Source organism: Aneurinibacillus migulanus (assembly GCF_001274715.1).
In the GTDB taxonomy this organism is placed as follows: domain Bacteria; phylum Bacillota; class Bacilli; order Aneurinibacillales; family Aneurinibacillaceae; genus Aneurinibacillus; species Aneurinibacillus migulanus.
On the sequence record NZ_LGUG01000004.1, the window covers coordinates 4668438 to 4685866 of the forward strand.

The 17429-nt window shown below is 46.2% G+C and carries 17 protein-coding genes; 1 reads left to right on the forward strand and 16 read right to left on the reverse strand.

What is annotated here, in order from left to right:
- Positions 1-152: 152 nt before the first annotated feature.
- From AF333_RS24310 to AF333_RS24345, 8 genes are all read right to left on the reverse strand, one after another.
- Positions 153-1037, reverse strand: a complete 885-nt coding sequence (locus AF333_RS24310) for a YitT family protein (RefSeq protein WP_264760725.1) — start codon at positions 1035-1037, stop codon at positions 153-155.
- Positions 1038-1225: 188 nt separating this feature from the next.
- Entirely contained in the window at positions 1226-2458 is a 1233-nt protein-coding gene (lhgO, locus tag AF333_RS24315) for an L-2-hydroxyglutarate oxidase (protein WP_043068016.1), read from the reverse strand.
- Between the two features lie 121 nt (positions 2459-2579).
- Positions 2580-3521: a glutarate dioxygenase GlaH gene (gene glaH / locus AF333_RS24320; protein ID WP_043068017.1), complete on the reverse strand. Its 942-nt coding sequence runs from the start codon at positions 3519-3521 to the stop codon at positions 2580-2582.
- 405 nt (positions 3522-3926) lie between these two features.
- Positions 3927-4247 (reverse strand): DUF3870 domain-containing protein, encoded by a 321-nt coding sequence (locus AF333_RS24325; protein ID WP_043068283.1) that lies wholly within the window; start codon positions 4245-4247, stop codon positions 3927-3929.
- A gap of 92 nt (positions 4248-4339) precedes the next feature.
- Positions 4340-5785 carry an aldehyde dehydrogenase family protein gene (locus tag AF333_RS24330; protein ID WP_043068018.1) on the reverse strand — a complete coding sequence of 482 codons (1446 nt, stop codon included), beginning with the start codon at positions 5783-5785 and terminating at the stop codon, positions 4340-4342.
- A gap of 176 nt (positions 5786-5961) precedes the next feature.
- Entirely contained in the window at positions 5962-7371 is a 1410-nt protein-coding gene (locus AF333_RS24335) for an APC family permease (protein WP_043068019.1), read from the reverse strand.
- Between the two features lie 112 nt (positions 7372-7483).
- Positions 7484-8812 (reverse strand): 4-aminobutyrate--2-oxoglutarate transaminase, encoded by a 1329-nt coding sequence (gabT, locus tag AF333_RS24340; RefSeq protein WP_043068020.1) that lies wholly within the window; start codon positions 8810-8812, stop codon positions 7484-7486.
- On the reverse strand, positions 8809-10536 hold the full coding sequence (locus AF333_RS24345) for a sigma 54-interacting transcriptional regulator (RefSeq protein ID WP_052812335.1): 1728 nt from the start codon (positions 10534-10536) through the stop codon (positions 8809-8811). The genes gabT and AF333_RS24345 overlap by 4 nt, the downstream gene beginning before the upstream one ends.
- 447 nt (positions 10537-10983) lie before the next feature.
- Here AF333_RS24345 and AF333_RS24350 point away from each other — a divergent pair, with 447 nt between their 5' ends.
- Positions 10984-11418: an HIT family protein gene (locus AF333_RS24350; RefSeq protein ID WP_043068021.1), complete on the forward strand. Its 435-nt coding sequence runs from the start codon at positions 10984-10986 to the stop codon at positions 11416-11418.
- Positions 11419-11484: 66 nt separating this feature from the next.
- On the opposite strand, the gene lysA is transcribed toward AF333_RS24350, so the two are convergent.
- The 8 genes from lysA to sigF form a co-directional block, all read right to left on the reverse strand.
- Positions 11485-12810 (reverse strand): diaminopimelate decarboxylase, encoded by a 1326-nt coding sequence (gene lysA, locus AF333_RS24355; RefSeq protein WP_043068022.1) that lies wholly within the window; start codon positions 12808-12810, stop codon positions 11485-11487.
- 214 nt (positions 12811-13024) lie between these two features.
- Positions 13025-13636 carry a stage V sporulation protein AE gene (locus AF333_RS24360; RefSeq protein WP_043068023.1) on the reverse strand — a complete coding sequence of 204 codons (612 nt, stop codon included), beginning with the start codon at positions 13634-13636 and terminating at the stop codon, positions 13025-13027.
- A 3-nt stretch (positions 13637-13639) separates the two neighbouring features.
- A complete protein-coding gene (gene spoVAE / locus AF333_RS24365) occupies positions 13640-13993 on the reverse strand; it encodes a stage V sporulation protein AE (protein ID WP_043068024.1) in 354 nt (117 codons plus the stop codon).
- Positions 13994-13996: 3 nt separating this feature from the next.
- Positions 13997-15016, reverse strand: a complete 1020-nt coding sequence (gene spoVAD, locus AF333_RS24370; protein ID WP_043068025.1) for a stage V sporulation protein AD — start codon at positions 15014-15016, stop codon at positions 13997-13999.
- A gap of 13 nt (positions 15017-15029) precedes the next feature.
- Positions 15030-15512 carry a stage V sporulation protein AC gene (gene spoVAC / locus AF333_RS24375; protein ID WP_043068026.1) on the reverse strand — a complete coding sequence of 161 codons (483 nt, stop codon included), beginning with the start codon at positions 15510-15512 and terminating at the stop codon, positions 15030-15032.
- A gap of 21 nt (positions 15513-15533) precedes the next feature.
- Positions 15534-15950 carry a stage V sporulation protein AB gene (locus AF333_RS24380; RefSeq protein WP_043068027.1) on the reverse strand — a complete coding sequence of 139 codons (417 nt, stop codon included), beginning with the start codon at positions 15948-15950 and terminating at the stop codon, positions 15534-15536.
- Positions 15947-16561: a stage V sporulation protein AA gene (locus AF333_RS24385; protein ID WP_043068028.1), complete on the reverse strand. Its 615-nt coding sequence runs from the start codon at positions 16559-16561 to the stop codon at positions 15947-15949. Before AF333_RS24385 ends, AF333_RS24380 begins: the two co-directional genes overlap by 4 nt.
- A 107-nt stretch (positions 16562-16668) precedes the next feature.
- Positions 16669-17424, reverse strand: coding sequence for an RNA polymerase sporulation sigma factor SigF (gene sigF / locus AF333_RS24390; RefSeq protein WP_043068029.1), 756 nt, complete (start codon positions 17422-17424; stop codon positions 16669-16671).
- Positions 17425-17429: the final 5 nt, after the last annotated feature.

Below are 17429 nucleotides of genomic sequence, written 5' to 3' on the forward strand. Positions count from 1 at the left end.
GGTATTACTACCCATTAAGGCAAGATAGAATTATCGACTGCCTCATTATAATTTCTTTTACAACCTGTAGCAAAATCCGAAACTCTTCAAAATAGGCCATTCAACAAAAAAGCAGCCCTCTACTATTGGCTGCTTCTCGTGTAGCTATTTCTTTAGTGAATGTCCTTCTTCTTGAAATTTCCGCCTTTTACATTGTTAATCGCGCCAACTGCCAGAAACGCCGCTTCATCAATATCCTCGATAATCGATTTCAGCTTCGCCTCTTCCAGACGAGTAACAACGCAGAAAATTACTTTTTTATCGTCGCCAGTATATGCACCTTCCCCATTTAGGTAAGTGACGCCACGTCCGAGGCGAGCAAGTAGCGCATCACCGATTTCACGGTGCTTTTCACTAATAATCCAGACGGAACGCGATTCATCTAGCCCCTGGATGGTGACATCAATCATCTTGAATGCAATAAAGTATGCCATCAGTGAATACATGGCCCGATCCCAGCCAAAGACGAAACCCGCACTGCCAAGAATGAAAATATTAAAAAACATAACCGTCTCTCCTACCGAAAAAGGGAGCCGTTTATTGAAGACAATTGCAATAATCTCGGTTCCGTCAAGCGAACCTCCATAACGGATAACCATTCCTACCCCAATGCCCAGAATAATTCCACCAAATACCGCAGCTAGCAATGGATCCTCTGTTAGTTCCGGTACAGGGTGAAGAAAGGAAGTGACGATAGACATAACAGTAACGCCCAGCAATGTGGAGAGCGCGAATGTCTTTCCAATCTGTTTATAACCGAGAATAAGAAACGGAAGGTTAAGAACAAAAAGAAAAATGCCAAGTTTCATTCCTGTCAAGTGAGAAAGAATAATAGAGATACCTACAATACCACCATCGATAATTTGGTTAGGAACCAGAAAAATCTCCAATCCAATAGCCATCAGGATTGAACCTAAAATAATAAAGAATGCCCGCTTTAGAATTTTGGCCTTTGTAAGCTTTTTATGGGCTACTTTGTACTCTTGCACATATTCCAACAACCATCTCCCCCTTTATTTTCCAATACTATTGTTACTATCTTATTTTATTATAGCAGATACGGTATATGATGTGCCGTACATACAAAAATTTACCGTGGTTGCATCTGCTAAAAAAGCCCGGTATACGAACACCGGGCTTTTTTATTATAGAATGGAAATTGTTGTATAAGTGCATAATACAAACGTTATACAGTAACAGCTGGAACAACCAGAGATTTCAGTTCACTAACTATATTATCAGGTAATTTATTTACGATTTCTTCTCCGATTTTAATAGAAGCGGTCGCTGCTGGAGATGGAGCGTTACATACATGAAGCGAGCTTTTACCCGGGAAGATAGCGAAGTCATCCACCATGTTTCCGTTGTGCATGAGCGCCTGCGCCCGTACGCCTGCATGAGTCGGAACGATATCCTTTTCCGTAAGCTCTGGAATCAGGCGTTGCAAGCTTTGCAGAAATGCCTGCTTGCTGAAAGATCGTACCATTTCCTTCATGCCCTCTTTCATATTTGGCATGGCCATTTTCCAGAAGCCTGGATACGTTAATACCTCCAACAAATCTTTTATATTGATATCTGACTTCGTGTACCCTTCACGTTTAAAGGCCAGTACCGCATTTGGACCCGCGTGAACTTCCCCATTAATCATACGGGTAAAGTGAACGCCGAGAAACGGAAAGTCCGGGTTCGGTACCGGGTAAATTAGATGTTTAACAAGATGCCGTTTCTCTGGGGCAAGCTCATAATATTCGCCACGGAATGGCACAATTTTCATGCCGGTGTGCATGCCGGCCATTTTTGCTACGCGGTCGCTGTGCAGTCCGGCACAGTTAATCAGGAAACGGGCTTTTAGTGTGCCACGGTTCGTTTCAATTGTAACTCCCTGTGCTTCTTCAGCGATGTTCTCCACCTTCGTGCCGAGGCGGATATCACCACCACCTTCCCCGATAATCCTGGCAAAAGTTCTGGAAACACCTTTATAATCAGCAATACCACAGCTCGGTACGCGAAGTGCCCCAAGACCTGCCACATGCGGCTCGATTTCTTTAAGCTCTTCCGGCCCAATTTTTTGCACAGCCAATTCATTCTGTAGGCCGCGCTCATACAGATTATCCATTAATGGAAGCTCTTCTGGTTCCGTCGCGACAATGACTTTACCACATACATCATATGCGATGCCATGCTCTTCGCAGAATTGTACCATGGCCGCGTTGCCTTCCCTTGCAAAACGTGCCTTATAACTACCTGGTTTATAGTAAATACCGGAGTGAATTACACCACTGTTATGACCGGTTTGATGATGAGCCCAATCCTTCTCCTTCTCAATCATGACAATTTTTGCACCCGGGTACCGCTTCGTCAATGCCATTCCGGTTGATAACCCTACAATCCCTCCACCGACTATCGCAAAATCATACATGCTGTCTTCCTCCTCTAATCCAGCTATGGAATATTGTGCTATGATTTTTATTTATATGCCATCTAAGGCAGGTCTTCAAGAGAAGAACCTGCCTAAAATATCCAACTATATGTTATTTTTATTATACTCGAGTGAAGCATCCTCGTTGACGCATCAGTTCACGATGCAACTCTGGGTGCTTCTCGAATGCCGCACGCCCGTGCATCCAGAATGTATTGTTCAGGATTACCAAATCTCCGATCGGAAGCTTCAGCGCGAGAGTCGCCGGAGAGTTTTCCAGAGATTCGGACATTTCTTTCAAATACATCGCTTGCTCAATCGTTTCCGGATATGCGAATTGATCAATGAAGCAAATGCAAGGCTTGTTATTAATATCAAAAAACGTTTCGCGTTGTACGGTTTGCTGTACGTTTTTGCTTGGCGGTGCTTTGTATGTGATTTTGGTCGTAGCAAGCGGATGCTTGCTAAATTTATCCAAGTCCTCCCAATCATCAAGGTGAATCAGACGAGATTCTCCGCCGACCGCATTTTTCTCATCCATTTTCATCATTAGAAGCCAGTCTGTTGGCTCATCAACGAACGTACCGTCGGTATGCAGTGTAAATAAACGATAGGCCTGACGCAAGTATGAATCACTGTTATCCGTATCATTTACTGTAAAGCGGGCATAGAACGTTCCAGTCATTGCATCGAAGTTCGGAATGCCGATAAGGTGCGTCAGTGCCGTCGCAAACTTAACAAATTCTCCTCTATCTTCTGTTTGACCCTGTACACCAATCGTAAAGCCACCAGTTTCGCGCTCGTTTACGATGTTTCGGATGTTCTCCATGAACGATTCGCCGAACAGTTCACGGAACTGATGCGCCAAGATTTGACGGGAATATGGAACGTATTGCAGAGATTGCTCGCTTGCTTCCTTGCAGCTGGCAAAGAATTGTTGGAGCAGTTGGTTGTTCAATTGAATATGGTACATTCTTTTATGCTGCGGATGCGGCATAATTTCATAGCCTGGTTGCTTCGTAATATACTTCATTTCTACTTTTGTTTCCATTGCTGTTGCCATACTTGGTTCCTCCTCCATCTTTCCATTGTTATTTGTTTTGGTTATGAATGAGAAGTCCGACCGGGGTGGTGGCCGGATTCCCCTTGCCCATCATGCAATCCGAGAGACCGTTCGATTCGCTTCCCGCATATAAAACAAAAAGCCAGTTATACTTCCCCCTCAATTTATACAGGGTGGATAGTACAACTGGCTCTTATTTACGAAACGGCTTCGATTGCTCGAAGAGCAGTAAATTAGACAGTTTGAAGTTATACAATTTGTTAGTAACTTAGTAAGAGTCACAGGCAAGCATACACCAGAGTGCGAGAAGGGTAACTTCTCTGCAAGGTTTTGAAGTTTGCTACTGTGTTTATATTCTTATTCTATATCTTCACTAGCATTCTGTCAATAATTTTTTTCACTTTTCTATTTCTGAATATACAGCAAATACTGATTATGCAAATCGCGGAGAGCAGCCACCAGCGCATTCTGGGCTTTACCCTGATAGAAGTCCATAATGCGCCGGCTGAGATCCTCGATTCCATCCTGCAGGCTACAGCCGCGCAGCAACTGGCCGATGAAATCTCGGCCATGATCCGTTGCCAGCGTGCAAGAAGCTTCCAGAATAACATGGTATTTCGCGTCTGCTTCCACAGTAATCGTCAGTGTATCAAATATGCTGCGCGCCGCCATTCCTTGCGGCAGGCGGGCGTGACCCGCAATGAAATACGTCTTACCTGTGAACATTCCTACAACACCACTTTCCAGGAGATTTTTCTTCTCCTGATCATATCCCTCCGTTTTTGACATTGTCAATTTTTTGTCACGGAGTGATGCTGTTACATCCGATCCATATACACCGTCTTAACCTGTGTATAGAATTCGATAGCTGTCTTACCCTGCTCACGGGAACCGGTGCTTGAACTCTTGCAGCCGCCGAACGGCACCTGTGGCTCCGCCCCCGCAGTTTCAGAATTCACGTGTACAATACCGGCTTCGATCTCATCAATAAAGCGTTGAGCAAGCGTTAGATTGTTCGTACAAATCGCTGAACTTAAACCATATTCCGTATCATTAGCCATATCAATCGCTTCTTCATAGTTCTTCACTTTAAACAGCGCAATGACCGGTCCGAAAATCTCTTCCCGCGCAATGCGCGCATCGCGAGACACATTCCCGAATACGGTCGGTTGCACATAAAATCCAGCCGCCAGTGCTTCATCCGCCGGTGCTTCGCCACCGCAAAGAAGAGTCGCTTCTTTCTTACCGGCCTCGATCATTTCCAGTACGCCATCGCGCTGCGCTTTGGATGCTGCCGGACCCATAAATACGTCGCCATCGAGCGGATTTCCTACTTTCAGTTCCTTGGTACGCTCGACAAGTCGGTTACTGAACGCTTCATAGATTCCTTCTTCAACAATAATGCGGCTCGTCGCAGTACATTTCTGCCCTGTGGACCTAAATGCGCCGTTTATGGCAATATCGACTGCTTTTTCCACATCTGCATCCGCCAGTACGATGAGTGGATTTTTGCCTCCCATCTCCAATTGCACTTTTTTGCCTTTAGCTGTCGCCTGCTCTTGGATTTGAAGACCGACCTGATTAGATCCGGTAAACGATATTGCTTTAATATCTGAATTCTCTACAATTTCAGCACCAACCACGGAGCCTCTGCCGAATACGCAGTTCACGACACCTGCCGGAATACCCGCTTCATCGAACGCCTTCATTACATGGTATACGGATTTCGGAGTGATATCGGCAGGTTTAATCACTATCGTATTACCATAGATTAATGCCGGGGCCATTTTCCAAACAGGAATGGCAATCGGGAAGTTCCATGGCGTAATCAGCCCAATAGGACCAACCGGTACGCGTGTAGTATACAGGAACGTCTCCGCATTGGCAGAAGGAATCACATCCCCAAGCGGCTGACGCGCTTCTGCAGCATAATATTCCAGGATGCTGATGGCACGCTGAGTCTCCCCTACACCCTCTGCTAACGTCTTTCCTTCTTCAAGTGTCAGGTCCCTTCCCACTTCCTGCAGGTTCGCTTTCAAAATATCGGCCGCTTTCTGTAAATACGCCGCACGCTGCTGGAACGATAGTTTCTTCCATGCAGGGAACGCTTTTTTCGCCGCGGCCACCGCTTCACGCGCATCTTCAGCCGCACTTACAGGAAATTCGCCCAACACGTCTTCTTGATTGTGTGGATTCCGGTTCAAGGTATATTCGCCATTGGAAGGCTCTTTCCATTGTCCGTTAATATAGTTGTTATAACGCATCGCACTCTCTCCTACCTTTACAATTCGATAAAGTAAAACTTCCATCAGCTTAGGGTTCTTTACCCTCCACTGGTAGTTAGTTGCACGCATCGGGTCTTAGGGGCAGTTATCCTCCACGTAACGTACTTGAAGTAGAGTCTTACTGCCCATTGGACCAGGATAATAATATATCGTTTTTATGCACGCTTTTTACTTACTTCCTCATTCCAATCCCGCACATTAGCTGCAAACGGTTTCTTAGGAAGTTTAAAGAAGAAGTATGCACCAATTAACCACCAGCCGCCGAAAATAATCCATTCGTACGGCCAGACAAGAGCCGCAGGCATGCCCGGCAGATACAGTACTGCCAGAAACGCACTCGATATAAACGCGGCGTATCCAATCCAAGCGGATTTCCCTGCACGGAATGGCCTGTCCATCTTCGGCTCCCGTTTTCTCAGAATGATGAACGACAAGGAAACGAGCATATATGTCATCATGATCGTCAATCCACCGGCATCTACTAACCACACGAGCGTTTTACGTCCAAATAGCGGAGCGATCGTGGATAAGACACCGATTAGCAGGATAGCATTGGTAGGCGTTTTATATTTGGGATGCAAGTGTCCTAGCGCCCGTGGAAGCATACCCGTTTGTGCCATAACATACAGAATACGGCTGCCGCCAACGAAGAATGCATTCCAACTTGTTAAAATACCGCCAATACCGGCAATAATCAGTAATTTACCACCCCACGGCGTTCCCATTACAGCCGCCAGCGCATCCGCGGTTGGTAGGGCGGATTTCGCGATGTCCTCTAAGCTGAGTGAATGTCCTACTGCATACGCAATACCAACATACCAGGTGACAGCCATAATAACAGATGTAATAAGGACTTTTCCTATTTGTTTGAATGGTAGATTAATCTCTGCGGCCGTCTGCGGAATGACGTCGAAACCGACAAACATGAATGGTGTCATAATCAAGACGGCAAACAAACCTGCGGCTCCGCCTACAAACATCGGCGATACATTCTGCGGACTATCCGTAATCGGGCTGCCTACGATAAGAACTAAACCGATAACTGTCAGCATAACTGTACATACAATTTGGAAAATGGCAGCCTGTTTCAATCCACGGTAATTAATGATTGTTACGATAATCGAACCGATAACTCCGATACCAGCCCAGGAAGCGTATACATCCCACCCCGCAATATTCCACAAATATCCAACCTGGTAATTCGGAAACAAGTACTCAACAACTGTCGGAAGCGCCACCGCTTCAAACGCAACGACCGATACATAACCAAGCGCTATCGCCCAGGAGGCGATAAAGGCCCAGCGGTATCCCATCGCACGCTGCAAAAACACGTTGACCCCACCGGTTTCCGGCATGGCCGAGGTCAGCTCCGAATATACCAATCCGACAAATACAACCATAATCCCGCCGCCTATGAATGCAAGCACAGAACCCATCGTCCCTGCCTGACGAATCCAGTCACCGGCCAGTACAACCCAGCCCCAGCCGATCATGGCGCCGAATGCGAGTGCAAGAACGTCAAATCTTGATAATACTTTATCTAGCTGTTGCTGTTCTTTTTTCATGTTTAACCCCTTTTCTTTCTACATATTGTATAGGGTCTCCAGCGGAACATAGCATCCGCCGGAGAAATTCATCACCTTCTGTTTCTCATTACGATTTTCTATGGCTTATCCGTTATTTCGAAACACTCGCAATCGCCTGCTCAAGAATGTTCAACCCTTTATCCAGCTGCTCATCTGTAATAACAAGCGGCGGTAAGAAACGAAGTACATTGCTGAAAAGGCCTGCACTCAGACCGATCAGTCCATTGCTCCAGCACTCGCTAACCACTTTTGAGGTTGCGTCTTTTGCAGGTACCTTCGTTACGCGATCAGTAACCAATTCCATAGCGACCATTGCACCTAGCCCGCGTACGTCTCCAATAATGTCGTATTTTTCTTGCCAGCTGCGGAACGCATCCAGCATGCGTGTACCAATGACCTGAGCACGCTCCGTCAAGTTCTCTTCTTCGATAACATCGAGCACAGCCAGACCAGCGGCGCACGCTACCGGACTTCCTGAGAACGTACCGCCAAGCTGTCCCGGTCCTGGTACATCCATTAATTCAGCACGACCAGTAATGGCACTTAGTGGCATACCAGCGGCAATGGATTTAGACAATGTCGTAATATCAGCGGCTACGCCAAAGTTTTCCATCGCAAACAACTTTCCTGTGCGGGCAAATCCGGTTTGAATCTCATCGGCAATCATAATGATGCCGTACTTGTCGCAGATACGGCGTACGCCCTGCACAAATCCGGCTGAAGGTACGATGAAACCGCCTTCGCCCTGTACCGGCTCCATAATGATGGCAGCTATATTATCCGGAGCCACTTCTCCGAGGAAGAATTGTTCAAAATGGTCTAAAATTTGCTCGTCCAGTTCTTCCGGCAGCATGCCTTGCGGTGCACGGTAATAATAAGGATAAGGCAATTTATATGTTTCCGGTGCAAACGGACCGAAGCCATGTTTGTACGGATTTACTTTGCTTGTTAAGGACATAGTCATCAGCGTACGGCCATGATATGCGCGTTCGAAAGATACGACAGCACTACGACCAGTTGCTTTACGTGCAATCTTCACGGCATTCTCTACCGCTTCCGCTCCACTGTTCGCAAACATTGTTTTCTTTTTAAAATCGCCCGGCGTTTTCTCGTTTAACTTCTCTGCAAGCTCAATATAGCTTTCATACGGCATCACATGAAAGCAGCTATGAATCGAAGAAGCAGCCTGCTCTTGTATTGCCTTCACCACTTTTGGATGGCAGTGGCCGATGTTTTGCATGCCAATACCGCCAGCGAAGTCAATAATTTCATTACCGTCAACGTCGGTAACGATAGCACCTTGTGCGGATTGGATATATAGCGGAGTCACATGATACGGCCCTACTGCTACTGCATCCTGACGGCGTGCGTGAAGCTCCACTGATTTTTGACCTGGCATCATTTTTGTATTCGTTGTCATATGCTCTCTCCCTTTCCTGTTCCTAAATATTTGTTCAGTTTGCGAACTACCGTAGACTGATTGACCTTCAGCACCTCGGCGCAGCGATACGTGTTCTCATACTTCTCATATGCCATGGAGAGGAGTTGCTTTTCCACTTCTTCCACCGCCTGTTTCAGGGGACATAGCCCCTTCACTTTCACTACAGGCGCTACACGGTATTCGTCTCCGTCTTTGACAATGCCCACGGGGAGGTGATGAGGCAGAACCTGGTTTCCCTCGCTCGTCACGATAAGACGCTCTACCATATTCTCCAACTCTCGTACATTGCCGGGCCAATCATATGCGGTTAATAATTCGATCGCGTCCTCGTGGAAACTCTTTACAAGTCCGTATTTTTTGGCAAAACGGGCTGCAAAATGCTGAATAAGAGCCGGAATCTCTTCTTGGCGCCGTCTGAGCGGAGGTACGGAAATCGGAATGACGTGCAGCCGATAGAATAAATCCTCCCGAAAGCGTCCTTCCATAATTCGTTTTCGCAAATCCTGGTTTGTCGCTGCAATAATTCTCGTATTTACGGTCATTAACTGATTGCCACCCAATCTGCGGAACGTATTGTCCTGCAGGAATTGCAAGAGCTTTACCTGTACATTGATCGGCACTTCTCCGATTTCATCAAGAAATACTGTACCTCCGTCCGCGATTTCAAGCACACCTTTCTTTGCAGTGTTCGCTCCTGTAAACGCTCCCTTCTCATAACCGAACAATTCCGATTCAATAAGCGTTTCAGGAAGAGCTCCGCAATTAATGTGCACGAAGTTCTTATCGTGGCGATGGCTGCTGCGATGCACGCGTTGGGCAATCATGCCTTTCCCGACACCGGATTCCCCGATAATAAGGATGGTAGAATCCACATGTGCCATTCGCTCGGCCAATTGGTAAATCTGCTGCATCTCAGGGGACAGTACAACCATATCCGGCTGTGTCTCCTCTTTGTTCTGCTTTAGCTTCTCAAGCTCTATCCGGTATGCATCCAGCAAGCTTTCCGTCGTTTCCAACCGCTGGCGGAGCAATTCTACCTCTTCATACTCGCGCGAATTAAAAATAATGCGGTGAATGCTGCCGTCCGGATTACATACCGGATTACCGATGACATACAGCTTCTTTCCGTTGGCAGTTACTTGTATGCCCGATACCTTGGTCCGCCTCTCGATGATTTCTGGCGTCAAACTTGGCGTAAATCCGCCGAGTTCTGCAAGATCCGTCGTCTTCATCCCGAGGAGTTCTTCCACTGTTTTCCCGTATAGCTGCTCGCTTTTTGGACCAGCGCGCAGAATCCGCCCTTCGCCGTCCGTAACCAGAATTTCGTCAAACGACGTGTCAAAAATATTCTCCAGCTCAAAATACTGCTCATCCCGCCGCAAAACAAGAAAATCCGCTGTATGAATACCACCTTCGATATACCGCTTCCATTCCCCACGCAGGGAAAAAGAAGGTGTTCTAATCTGCGTCTCCCAGTACTCTTGTCCAATGCGAAGGAACGATTCATACGAAGAAAAAATAAGAGGCAGGACATCAGAGAGGTGCTTCCGTATGATATCGCTTTCTTTAAACAAAAACCAATTTTCTAGCTCGCCCTGCCAACCTGTTACATACCCTTCTGGTGACAGAACAAGCATGCCATATGGCATCTGGTTCCACAGCTTAGTAAAATCAGGTACTGTATATGAGTCCAACGTCTTCACCCTCTTCTTCGCCTCCTTCCTCTTTTTCCTTCGCCCTAATTACATAGCAAGTACTATGCCAAAATTAAAAACTTTATTTATAAGGAATAATCAGAACAGGAGGAGAGTATTTAATGCAAATGTGCATCCACCACATATTCTAATATACTGAAAAATGATAATCCATATATTATTTTAAACATTTTTACCCACGAATGCATTTCAGCATCAATTTAATGCAATTTAACATTAAAATATGACAAAATATCGAATAATCCTGAAAAGAATGTCAAATTAACATAAAGGTTTTAAATTTTTTTACATAAAGGGGGTTGATTATCTAGTACCATCCAAAATGGATAGCCACCACCCCGCGCCCCAAACGAATAAGCGGTAGCGTAGAGGGGAGAGGTTCATCAGAGAAAACTTTGATGGTAGAATAGAAAGAAAACAGAAAGGATGAACACGATGTCACACGATCCGAATTGCATTTTCTGCAAAATTATAAAAGGGGAAATTCCTTCATCCAAAGTCTACGAGAATGAACACGTATTAGCTTTTCTTGATATTAGCCAGGTAACCAAAGGACATACGCTGGTCATACCGAAAATCCATCAGCAGGATATTTTTGAACTTACACCCGAGACAGCATCCAATCTATTCGCCTGCGTACCGAAAATAGCTAACGCTATCAAAAAGCAATTCAACGTAGATGGCGTGAATCTACTGAATAACAGTGGCAAAGTAGCTGGTCAAACCGTATTCCACTATCACCTGCATATTTTACCGCGCTACGGCAGGGAAGACGGCTTCCATCCGACATTCGTGGAACATAACGACCAGTATACACCAAACGATTTGCAGCAAATCGCCTCACACATCGCCGCAGGTATTGAATCATAAAATATAGCTGGACAAACACAAAAAGGCGAAGCCAACAATCGGCTTCGCCCTTCTTCATGAAATTCCTTATACGGAACGGCTTAACACCCGTGGAAATACACGGTCATTTTTAATTAAATCCTCGTATGTTTCTCTCTCCACCGCCACTTCAGCACGTCCTTCTTTGACGAATACAACTGCCGGACGGCGAATTCGATTATAATTATTAGCCATCGAATAGCCGTATGCGCCTGTGCAGGAAACACCAAGAATATCACCAGGGTTTGCTTTCGGCAGTACATAATCCCAGATAAGCATGTCTCCGGACTCACAGCATTTTCCTGCAATCGATACCATGTCAACCGCTTCTTCTCCGGCACGATTAGCAAGCACCGCTTCATACTTTGCCTGGTACAAAGCCGGTCGAATATTATCAGACATCCCTCCGTCAACCGCCACATATTTGCGGATACCGGGAATATCTTTTACAGAACCGACCGTATAGAGCGTCGTACCCGCATCGCCGACAATGCTTCTCCCCGGTTCAATCCAGATTTCAGGCAACGGATACGATGTAATGGCAAACTGACGGCGTACTTCCTCAGTAATTACCTTTACATATTCGCCTACCGGCAACGGATCATCTTCTTCCGTATAACGGATACCAAAGCCACCGCCCAGATTCAACACTTCCACTTCATATTTCGTCTCAGCACGTACCTGTTCAAGGAAAGCGCCCAGTACTTCAACCGCACCAACAAACCCAGTCGTGTCGAAAATTTGCGAACCAATATGAGAATGAATGCCCAGCAGTTTGTAGAACGGTTTATTCAACGCTACTTTGACCGCTTGCAGCGCCTGACCGCTAGCAACGCCGAATCCGAATTTGGAATCATCCTGACCGGTGGAAATATAGTCGTGCGTATGCGCTTCAATTCCCGGAGTTAAACGCAGCAGAATCGGTACGATTCTATCTTTTTTCTGTGCCAAATCATGCAGCAGTTCCAATTCGAAAAAGTTATCTACAACAAAACAGCCGATTCCGGCGTCAAGCGCCATTTCCAATTCTTCTTCGGTCTTGTTATTGCCATGAAAGTGGATACGCTCTGCAGGAAAGCCTGCTTTCAGTGCCGTATAAAGTTCGCCTGCTGAGACGACATCAAGCGACATCTGCTCTTCCATTACCAACTGACACATTGCCATACACATGAATGCCTTGCTTGCGTATGCGACCTGAAAACGAAATCCACTCGCTTCAAACGCCTTTACATATGCCCGGCATTTCTCACGTATCAGCTCTTCATCATATACGTACAGCGGCGTTTGGTATGCATGTACCAAATCAGTTGTATCGCATCCGCCAATCTCCAAGTGGCCTTTTTCATTTACTCTGCTCGTTCCGTGTAAAAACACTCCGCTTCCCCCTCATTGCTACCCTATATACATACAATTTGGCATATCGACATCCATTATTTATATACAAGCGATACTAACTAATCTGTTTTGATACATTGATATGCTTTCATGGTATAAAGAACCGTGAAAGAATGTCGATTTATCAAGACAGATGTACATATAAATATCTTATACAGTACCACACCTTACAAAAAGATGACAACTACGCATTTTAGCTATTTTTCCAATTTCGTGAATTTTTTAAGGAATAACCGTTTTTACTTAAAATAAACCGCACCGCTGCCATTGTGACAGGACAGCCAACACACGTTTCATCCCTTCCTTTCATTTTTCCGATGTCGCCAATGCCCACAATGACGGGAATATGCAGCATGTTTAACACATCTACTGTGTCTCCTATAATATATGCCTCGCTACCAGCCTCCACGAACCCATTTTTATTGACTGGCCGGTTGACTTTACGTCCGTAACGGTCGATGCATACGTCTACCTTTACTCCAAGCGCCCCTCTTGTCCTGGATGCTACCGCAATGGCTCCCAACACATGAATATCTGGATGTGTGGCAACATAGTATAACGCTTCTTCTCCTTTGCCCATCTGTGTATCGCCGTTATCATCGAACATGACGAGAACAGGATCATGCTGTGCCTTCTTAATCAGTGAAACAATTCGTTCTCCTGTTAGCGGAGTGGGATTGCCGGATGAGCGAGAGATGCAGCGTCCCCCGATACGGCGTGCCACTTCCTCTACCGTACCGCGTGCTGCCGCATCCCCGTCCGTAATCATAATAATGTTGCGCTTTAGCCGTTTTTCGTTTTCCATGGATTATCCCTTCGGTCTAAAAATAAGTGAAGCGAAAAAACTAAAAGCAATCGCGGCTGAAATCCCCGCACTTGGTACCTCGAAAATGCCAGTAATCAACCCGATTAATCCGTTCTGCTCCGCCTCCTGCCATGCGCCGTGGTATAAGGCATGTCCAAAGCTTGTAATCGGTACGGTGGCACCTGCACCGGCGAAATCAATGAGCGGGTCATACAGCCCAAGCCCATCTAGTACCGCACCGCTCGCCACGAGAATGCTCATCACGTGTGCGGGCGTTAACTTTACAAAATCGAGCAATATTTGACCAATAACACAGATGGCACCGCCCACGAGAAAAGCAATCGCCACTTGTCCCATTCTTTATTCCTCCTCCGCTTCCAGCGCCACTGCATGCGCAATACAAGGAATACTTTCTCCCTGCTGATAGCTGACCGGACTGAAAAGTGCTCCGGTTGCACAAATAAGCGCACGTCTAACACTACCGTCCCTTAAACGATTCATAATATAACTGTAAGTGACTACGGCGCTTGATGCACAGCCGCTGCCCCCTGAGAACACTTGTTGGTCCGGACTGTAAATCATCAACCCGCAATCGTTATACATTGGCGTCATATCAAACGATAAATCTCTCATTTCGTCTTTTAGGATTGCATATCCCACTTTGCCCAAATCACCCGTTACAATCATGTCATAATCAGAAGGCAACCGATCCGTGTCGCGAAAATGTGTGGACAGCGTATCGGCCGCAGCCGGTGCCATTGCGCTGCCCATATCAAAAGGATCTTTAATACCCATGTCAACTACTTTGCCAATGGTGGCATGGGTGATACGTGGGCCCGAACCCCCGCGTCCGACGACCGCCGCCCCCGCGCCGGTCACCGTCCAATGAGCGTAATCCGGTTTCTGTCCCCCATATTCCGTTGGGTAACGGAATTGTTTTTCTGCAGTGCAATTATGACTGCTACAGGTGGCTACTACATAAGAAGCATAGCCCGCATCAACGAGAGCCGAGCCAACCGAAAGTGTCTCCATTGATGTAGAACAGGCTCCATACATACCAAGAAGTGGAATGTTAAGTTGACTGGCTGTGAAGTTGGAGGAAATTGTCTGATTCAACAAATCACCGGCAAGTACGATATCGATTTCACCTTCCAGCAGGTTACTTTTCTTCATGGCCGTTTGTACAGCCTGACACATCATGTACCGTTCCGCTTTCTCCCAGGAGGCCTGTCCAGCGTACATATCCGGATAAATGTGATCGAATTCAGCACCCAGCGGACCTTCTCCTTCGAGAGGACCGACCGCCACTGCGCTCCCTTGGACACGAATATCATTTGCGAACTTCCATGTTTGACGACCGCATTGATGCTGCGCTTTCATCCCGTTCCCTCCTTTACACCTTAATAATCAGCCACTTAATCAACGAGACAACCAGCGCTGCAACCACTCCATATACGATGACACCACCCGCCAGCTTAAACATATTGCCTCCTACACCAAGCACCAATCCTTCCGCCCGGTGTTCGATAGCTGCAGATGACATTGAATTCGCAAATCCCGTAACCGGTACGGCTGAACCTGCTCCAGCAAACTGCCCCAGCTTATCGTAGACGCCAAGACCTGTGAACAGCACCGCAATAAAAATAAGCGTAGCTACTGTCGGGTCACCTGCTGTTTCTTTTGTAAAGCCGAAAACACGGATATAAAAATTAGATACAAGTTGTCCAAAAGCACAAATAGCGCCACCAACAAGAAATGCCTTGACAATATTTATCAAATATGGCGGCTTCGGCTTGTATCTGGCTGCGCGCTCACTATACTCTTTTTGCGCTTTAGCAAGTCGGCTCTGTTTTCGCGTATTAACGGAAGAAGCCATAAACATTTCTCCCCCTTCACTTTATTTAATAAAAACCAGCCAATGAAATAAGGAGCCAACGATTTTACCGAGTGCCAATGCCATAATGAAAGCCTGAAGATACTCGTCCACTTGTATCCGCTTAGCAAGAATCGGAATCACATTTAGCACCTCGGTTAGTGCTGCCGCAAGAAATCCGACGAAAATCCCCATGAATATTCCAATAAAGCTAAGTACGATAGACGGTAAATACAGCGGGTATGAAAAAAAATCGAACACCATAAAAGCTAAAACGCCAAGAATGACCGACCATTGGTAATGAAGTAAATATTTTTCGGTTTTTGTAATTTGAACAAACCTCGGGATCAAATCGAGTACAGTAATAAGCGCTACAATGCCTCCCCCCACGATAACCCCTCCGCTTAAGCCGATCAGCGCGAGAAGCAATTGCATCATCATTTCTTTTTCGCTCCATCCGCCTCATTTGCCAGCACATAGTCGTCCACGTTTTGCTGATAAAGAAACATCTCAAGCTCCAGCGGACTGGGTTCTTCATTAAATCGTTTACGGAACAAGTGATTGAAAAATAAAATCATGCCTGCACCAACACCGAACGAGTATGGGATTTGAATGATTAACGGATGCGGATTTTTCTCTCCTGTAACCAATTCATATATCCGCTCATGTACTTCAGGCATACTAACATCCGTGTGAAAGTTCATAATGGCAAGGCCAGAGCCGATAAATAATACAATCCAGACGAACAGTACGAGCAGCATGCTGATTTTCTTCCGGGGTGCCAGTACTTCGATAATCATATGTTCGGCTCCAATGTTGTGAACGAGAAGTTCAGGATGCGTCTGCTGCAAAGCTTCAATTACCTGGATGATATCGACGACATAGCGATTGCCGTCCTCTGGACGAAGCGTATGCAGTACAGTATCCTGAATGGCTGTTTCAGAAGGACTGTTCGTAACCAATTCGGCTACATGCCGAATACGCACCGTCTCACCCGGGTGTGTTTGAATTTTTCCTTTCAGTTTCACATATGCGTGGGTTGGGTCAGCCATACGCCATCCCTCCTTACACCTCCTATTATCCCTCCATCATAAAAGCAGTATGCAAGACGGTCATACAAGCGAAAAAATGCGGTCAAATAAAAAAAGCAGACCGAAAGTTACCTCTCGATCTGCTCTTTCATTAGCTTCAGGATTTTCTTTTCGAGCCGCGATACCTGGACCTGCGAGATGCCGAGGCGCTCGGCGACTTCAGATTGAGTCTGGTCTTTGTAGTATCGCAAATATACGATAAGTTGCTCGCGCTCAGACAGCTTGCCGATCGCCTCTTTTAGCGCAATTTTGTCGAACCATTTATCATCGTCCTTATCCGCAATCTGATCCATCAAGGTAATCGGATCTCCATCATTCTCAAAGACAGTCTCATGAATGGATGATGGGGCGCGGTTCGCCTCCTGGGCGTAGATGACTTCTTCCGGAGTAATTCCGAGCGCTTCCGCCACCTCTTTTACCGTTGGCAACCGTCCCAATTCCTTGGAGAGTTCATCCTTTACCCTCCGTACTTTATGGGCGATTTCTTTGAGCGAACGGCTCACTTTTACCGTTCCATCATCGCGCAGAAAGCGTTGGATTTCTCCAATAATCATTGGCACGGCGTAGGTAGAAAACTTGACATCGAAGCTCAAATCAAATTTATCAATTGCTTTGAGCAATCCGATGCAGCCGATTTGAAATAAATCGTCCGCCTCATACCCTCGGTTCAAAAAACGCTGTACAACCGACCATACCAGACGAATGTTGCTGTTCACCAATGTATCTCGTGCTGTCGTATCTCCCGCCTGACTTTTGGCAAGCAATTCCTTTACTTCCTTATTGGATAGGTAAGCATGATTGGCATTCCTTACATTGGTCTCCATCGGCA

Coding starts and splice junctions, on each gene's coding strand:
- glaH (WP_043068017.1), bottom strand. CDS start 3,521: ATGGCAACAGCAATGGAAACAAAAGTAGAAATGAAGTATATTACGAAG.
- sigF (WP_043068029.1), bottom strand. CDS start 17,424: ATGGAGACCAATGTAAGGAATGCCAATCATGCTTACCTATCCAATAAG.
- AF333_RS24335 (WP_043068019.1), bottom strand. CDS start 7,371: ATGAAAAAAGAACAGCAACAGCTAGATAAAGTATTATCAAGATTTGAC.
- AF333_RS24325 (WP_043068283.1), bottom strand. CDS start 4,247: ATGTTCACAGGTAAGACGTATTTCATTGCGGGTCACGCCCGCCTGCCG.
- AF333_RS24385 (WP_043068028.1), bottom strand. CDS start 16,561: ATGGCTGACCCAACCCACGCATATGTGAAACTGAAAGGAAAAATTCAA.
- AF333_RS24360 (WP_043068023.1), bottom strand. CDS start 13,636: ATGGAAAACGAAAAACGGCTAAAGCGCAACATTATTATGATTACGGAC.
- gabT (WP_043068020.1), bottom strand. CDS start 8,812: ATGACAACGAATACAAAAATGATGCCAGGTCAAAAATCAGTGGAGCTT.
- AF333_RS24350 (WP_043068021.1), top strand. CDS start 10,984: ATGTCACACGATCCGAATTGCATTTTCTGCAAAATTATAAAAGGGGAA.
- lhgO (WP_043068016.1), bottom strand. CDS start 2,458: ATGTATGATTTTGCGATAGTCGGTGGAGGGATTGTAGGGTTATCAACC.
- spoVAC (WP_043068026.1), bottom strand. CDS start 15,512: ATGGCTTCTTCCGTTAATACGCGAAAACAGAGCCGACTTGCTAAAGCG.
- spoVAD (WP_043068025.1), bottom strand. CDS start 15,016: ATGAAAGCGCAGCATCAATGCGGTCGTCAAACATGGAAGTTCGCAAAT.
- spoVAE (WP_043068024.1), bottom strand. CDS start 13,993: ATGGGACAAGTGGCGATTGCTTTTCTCGTGGGCGGTGCCATCTGTGTT.
- AF333_RS24380 (WP_043068027.1), bottom strand. CDS start 15,950: ATGATGATGCAATTGCTTCTCGCGCTGATCGGCTTAAGCGGAGGGGTT.
- AF333_RS24330 (WP_043068018.1), bottom strand. CDS start 5,785: ATGCGTTATAACAACTATATTAACGGACAATGGAAAGAGCCTTCCAAT.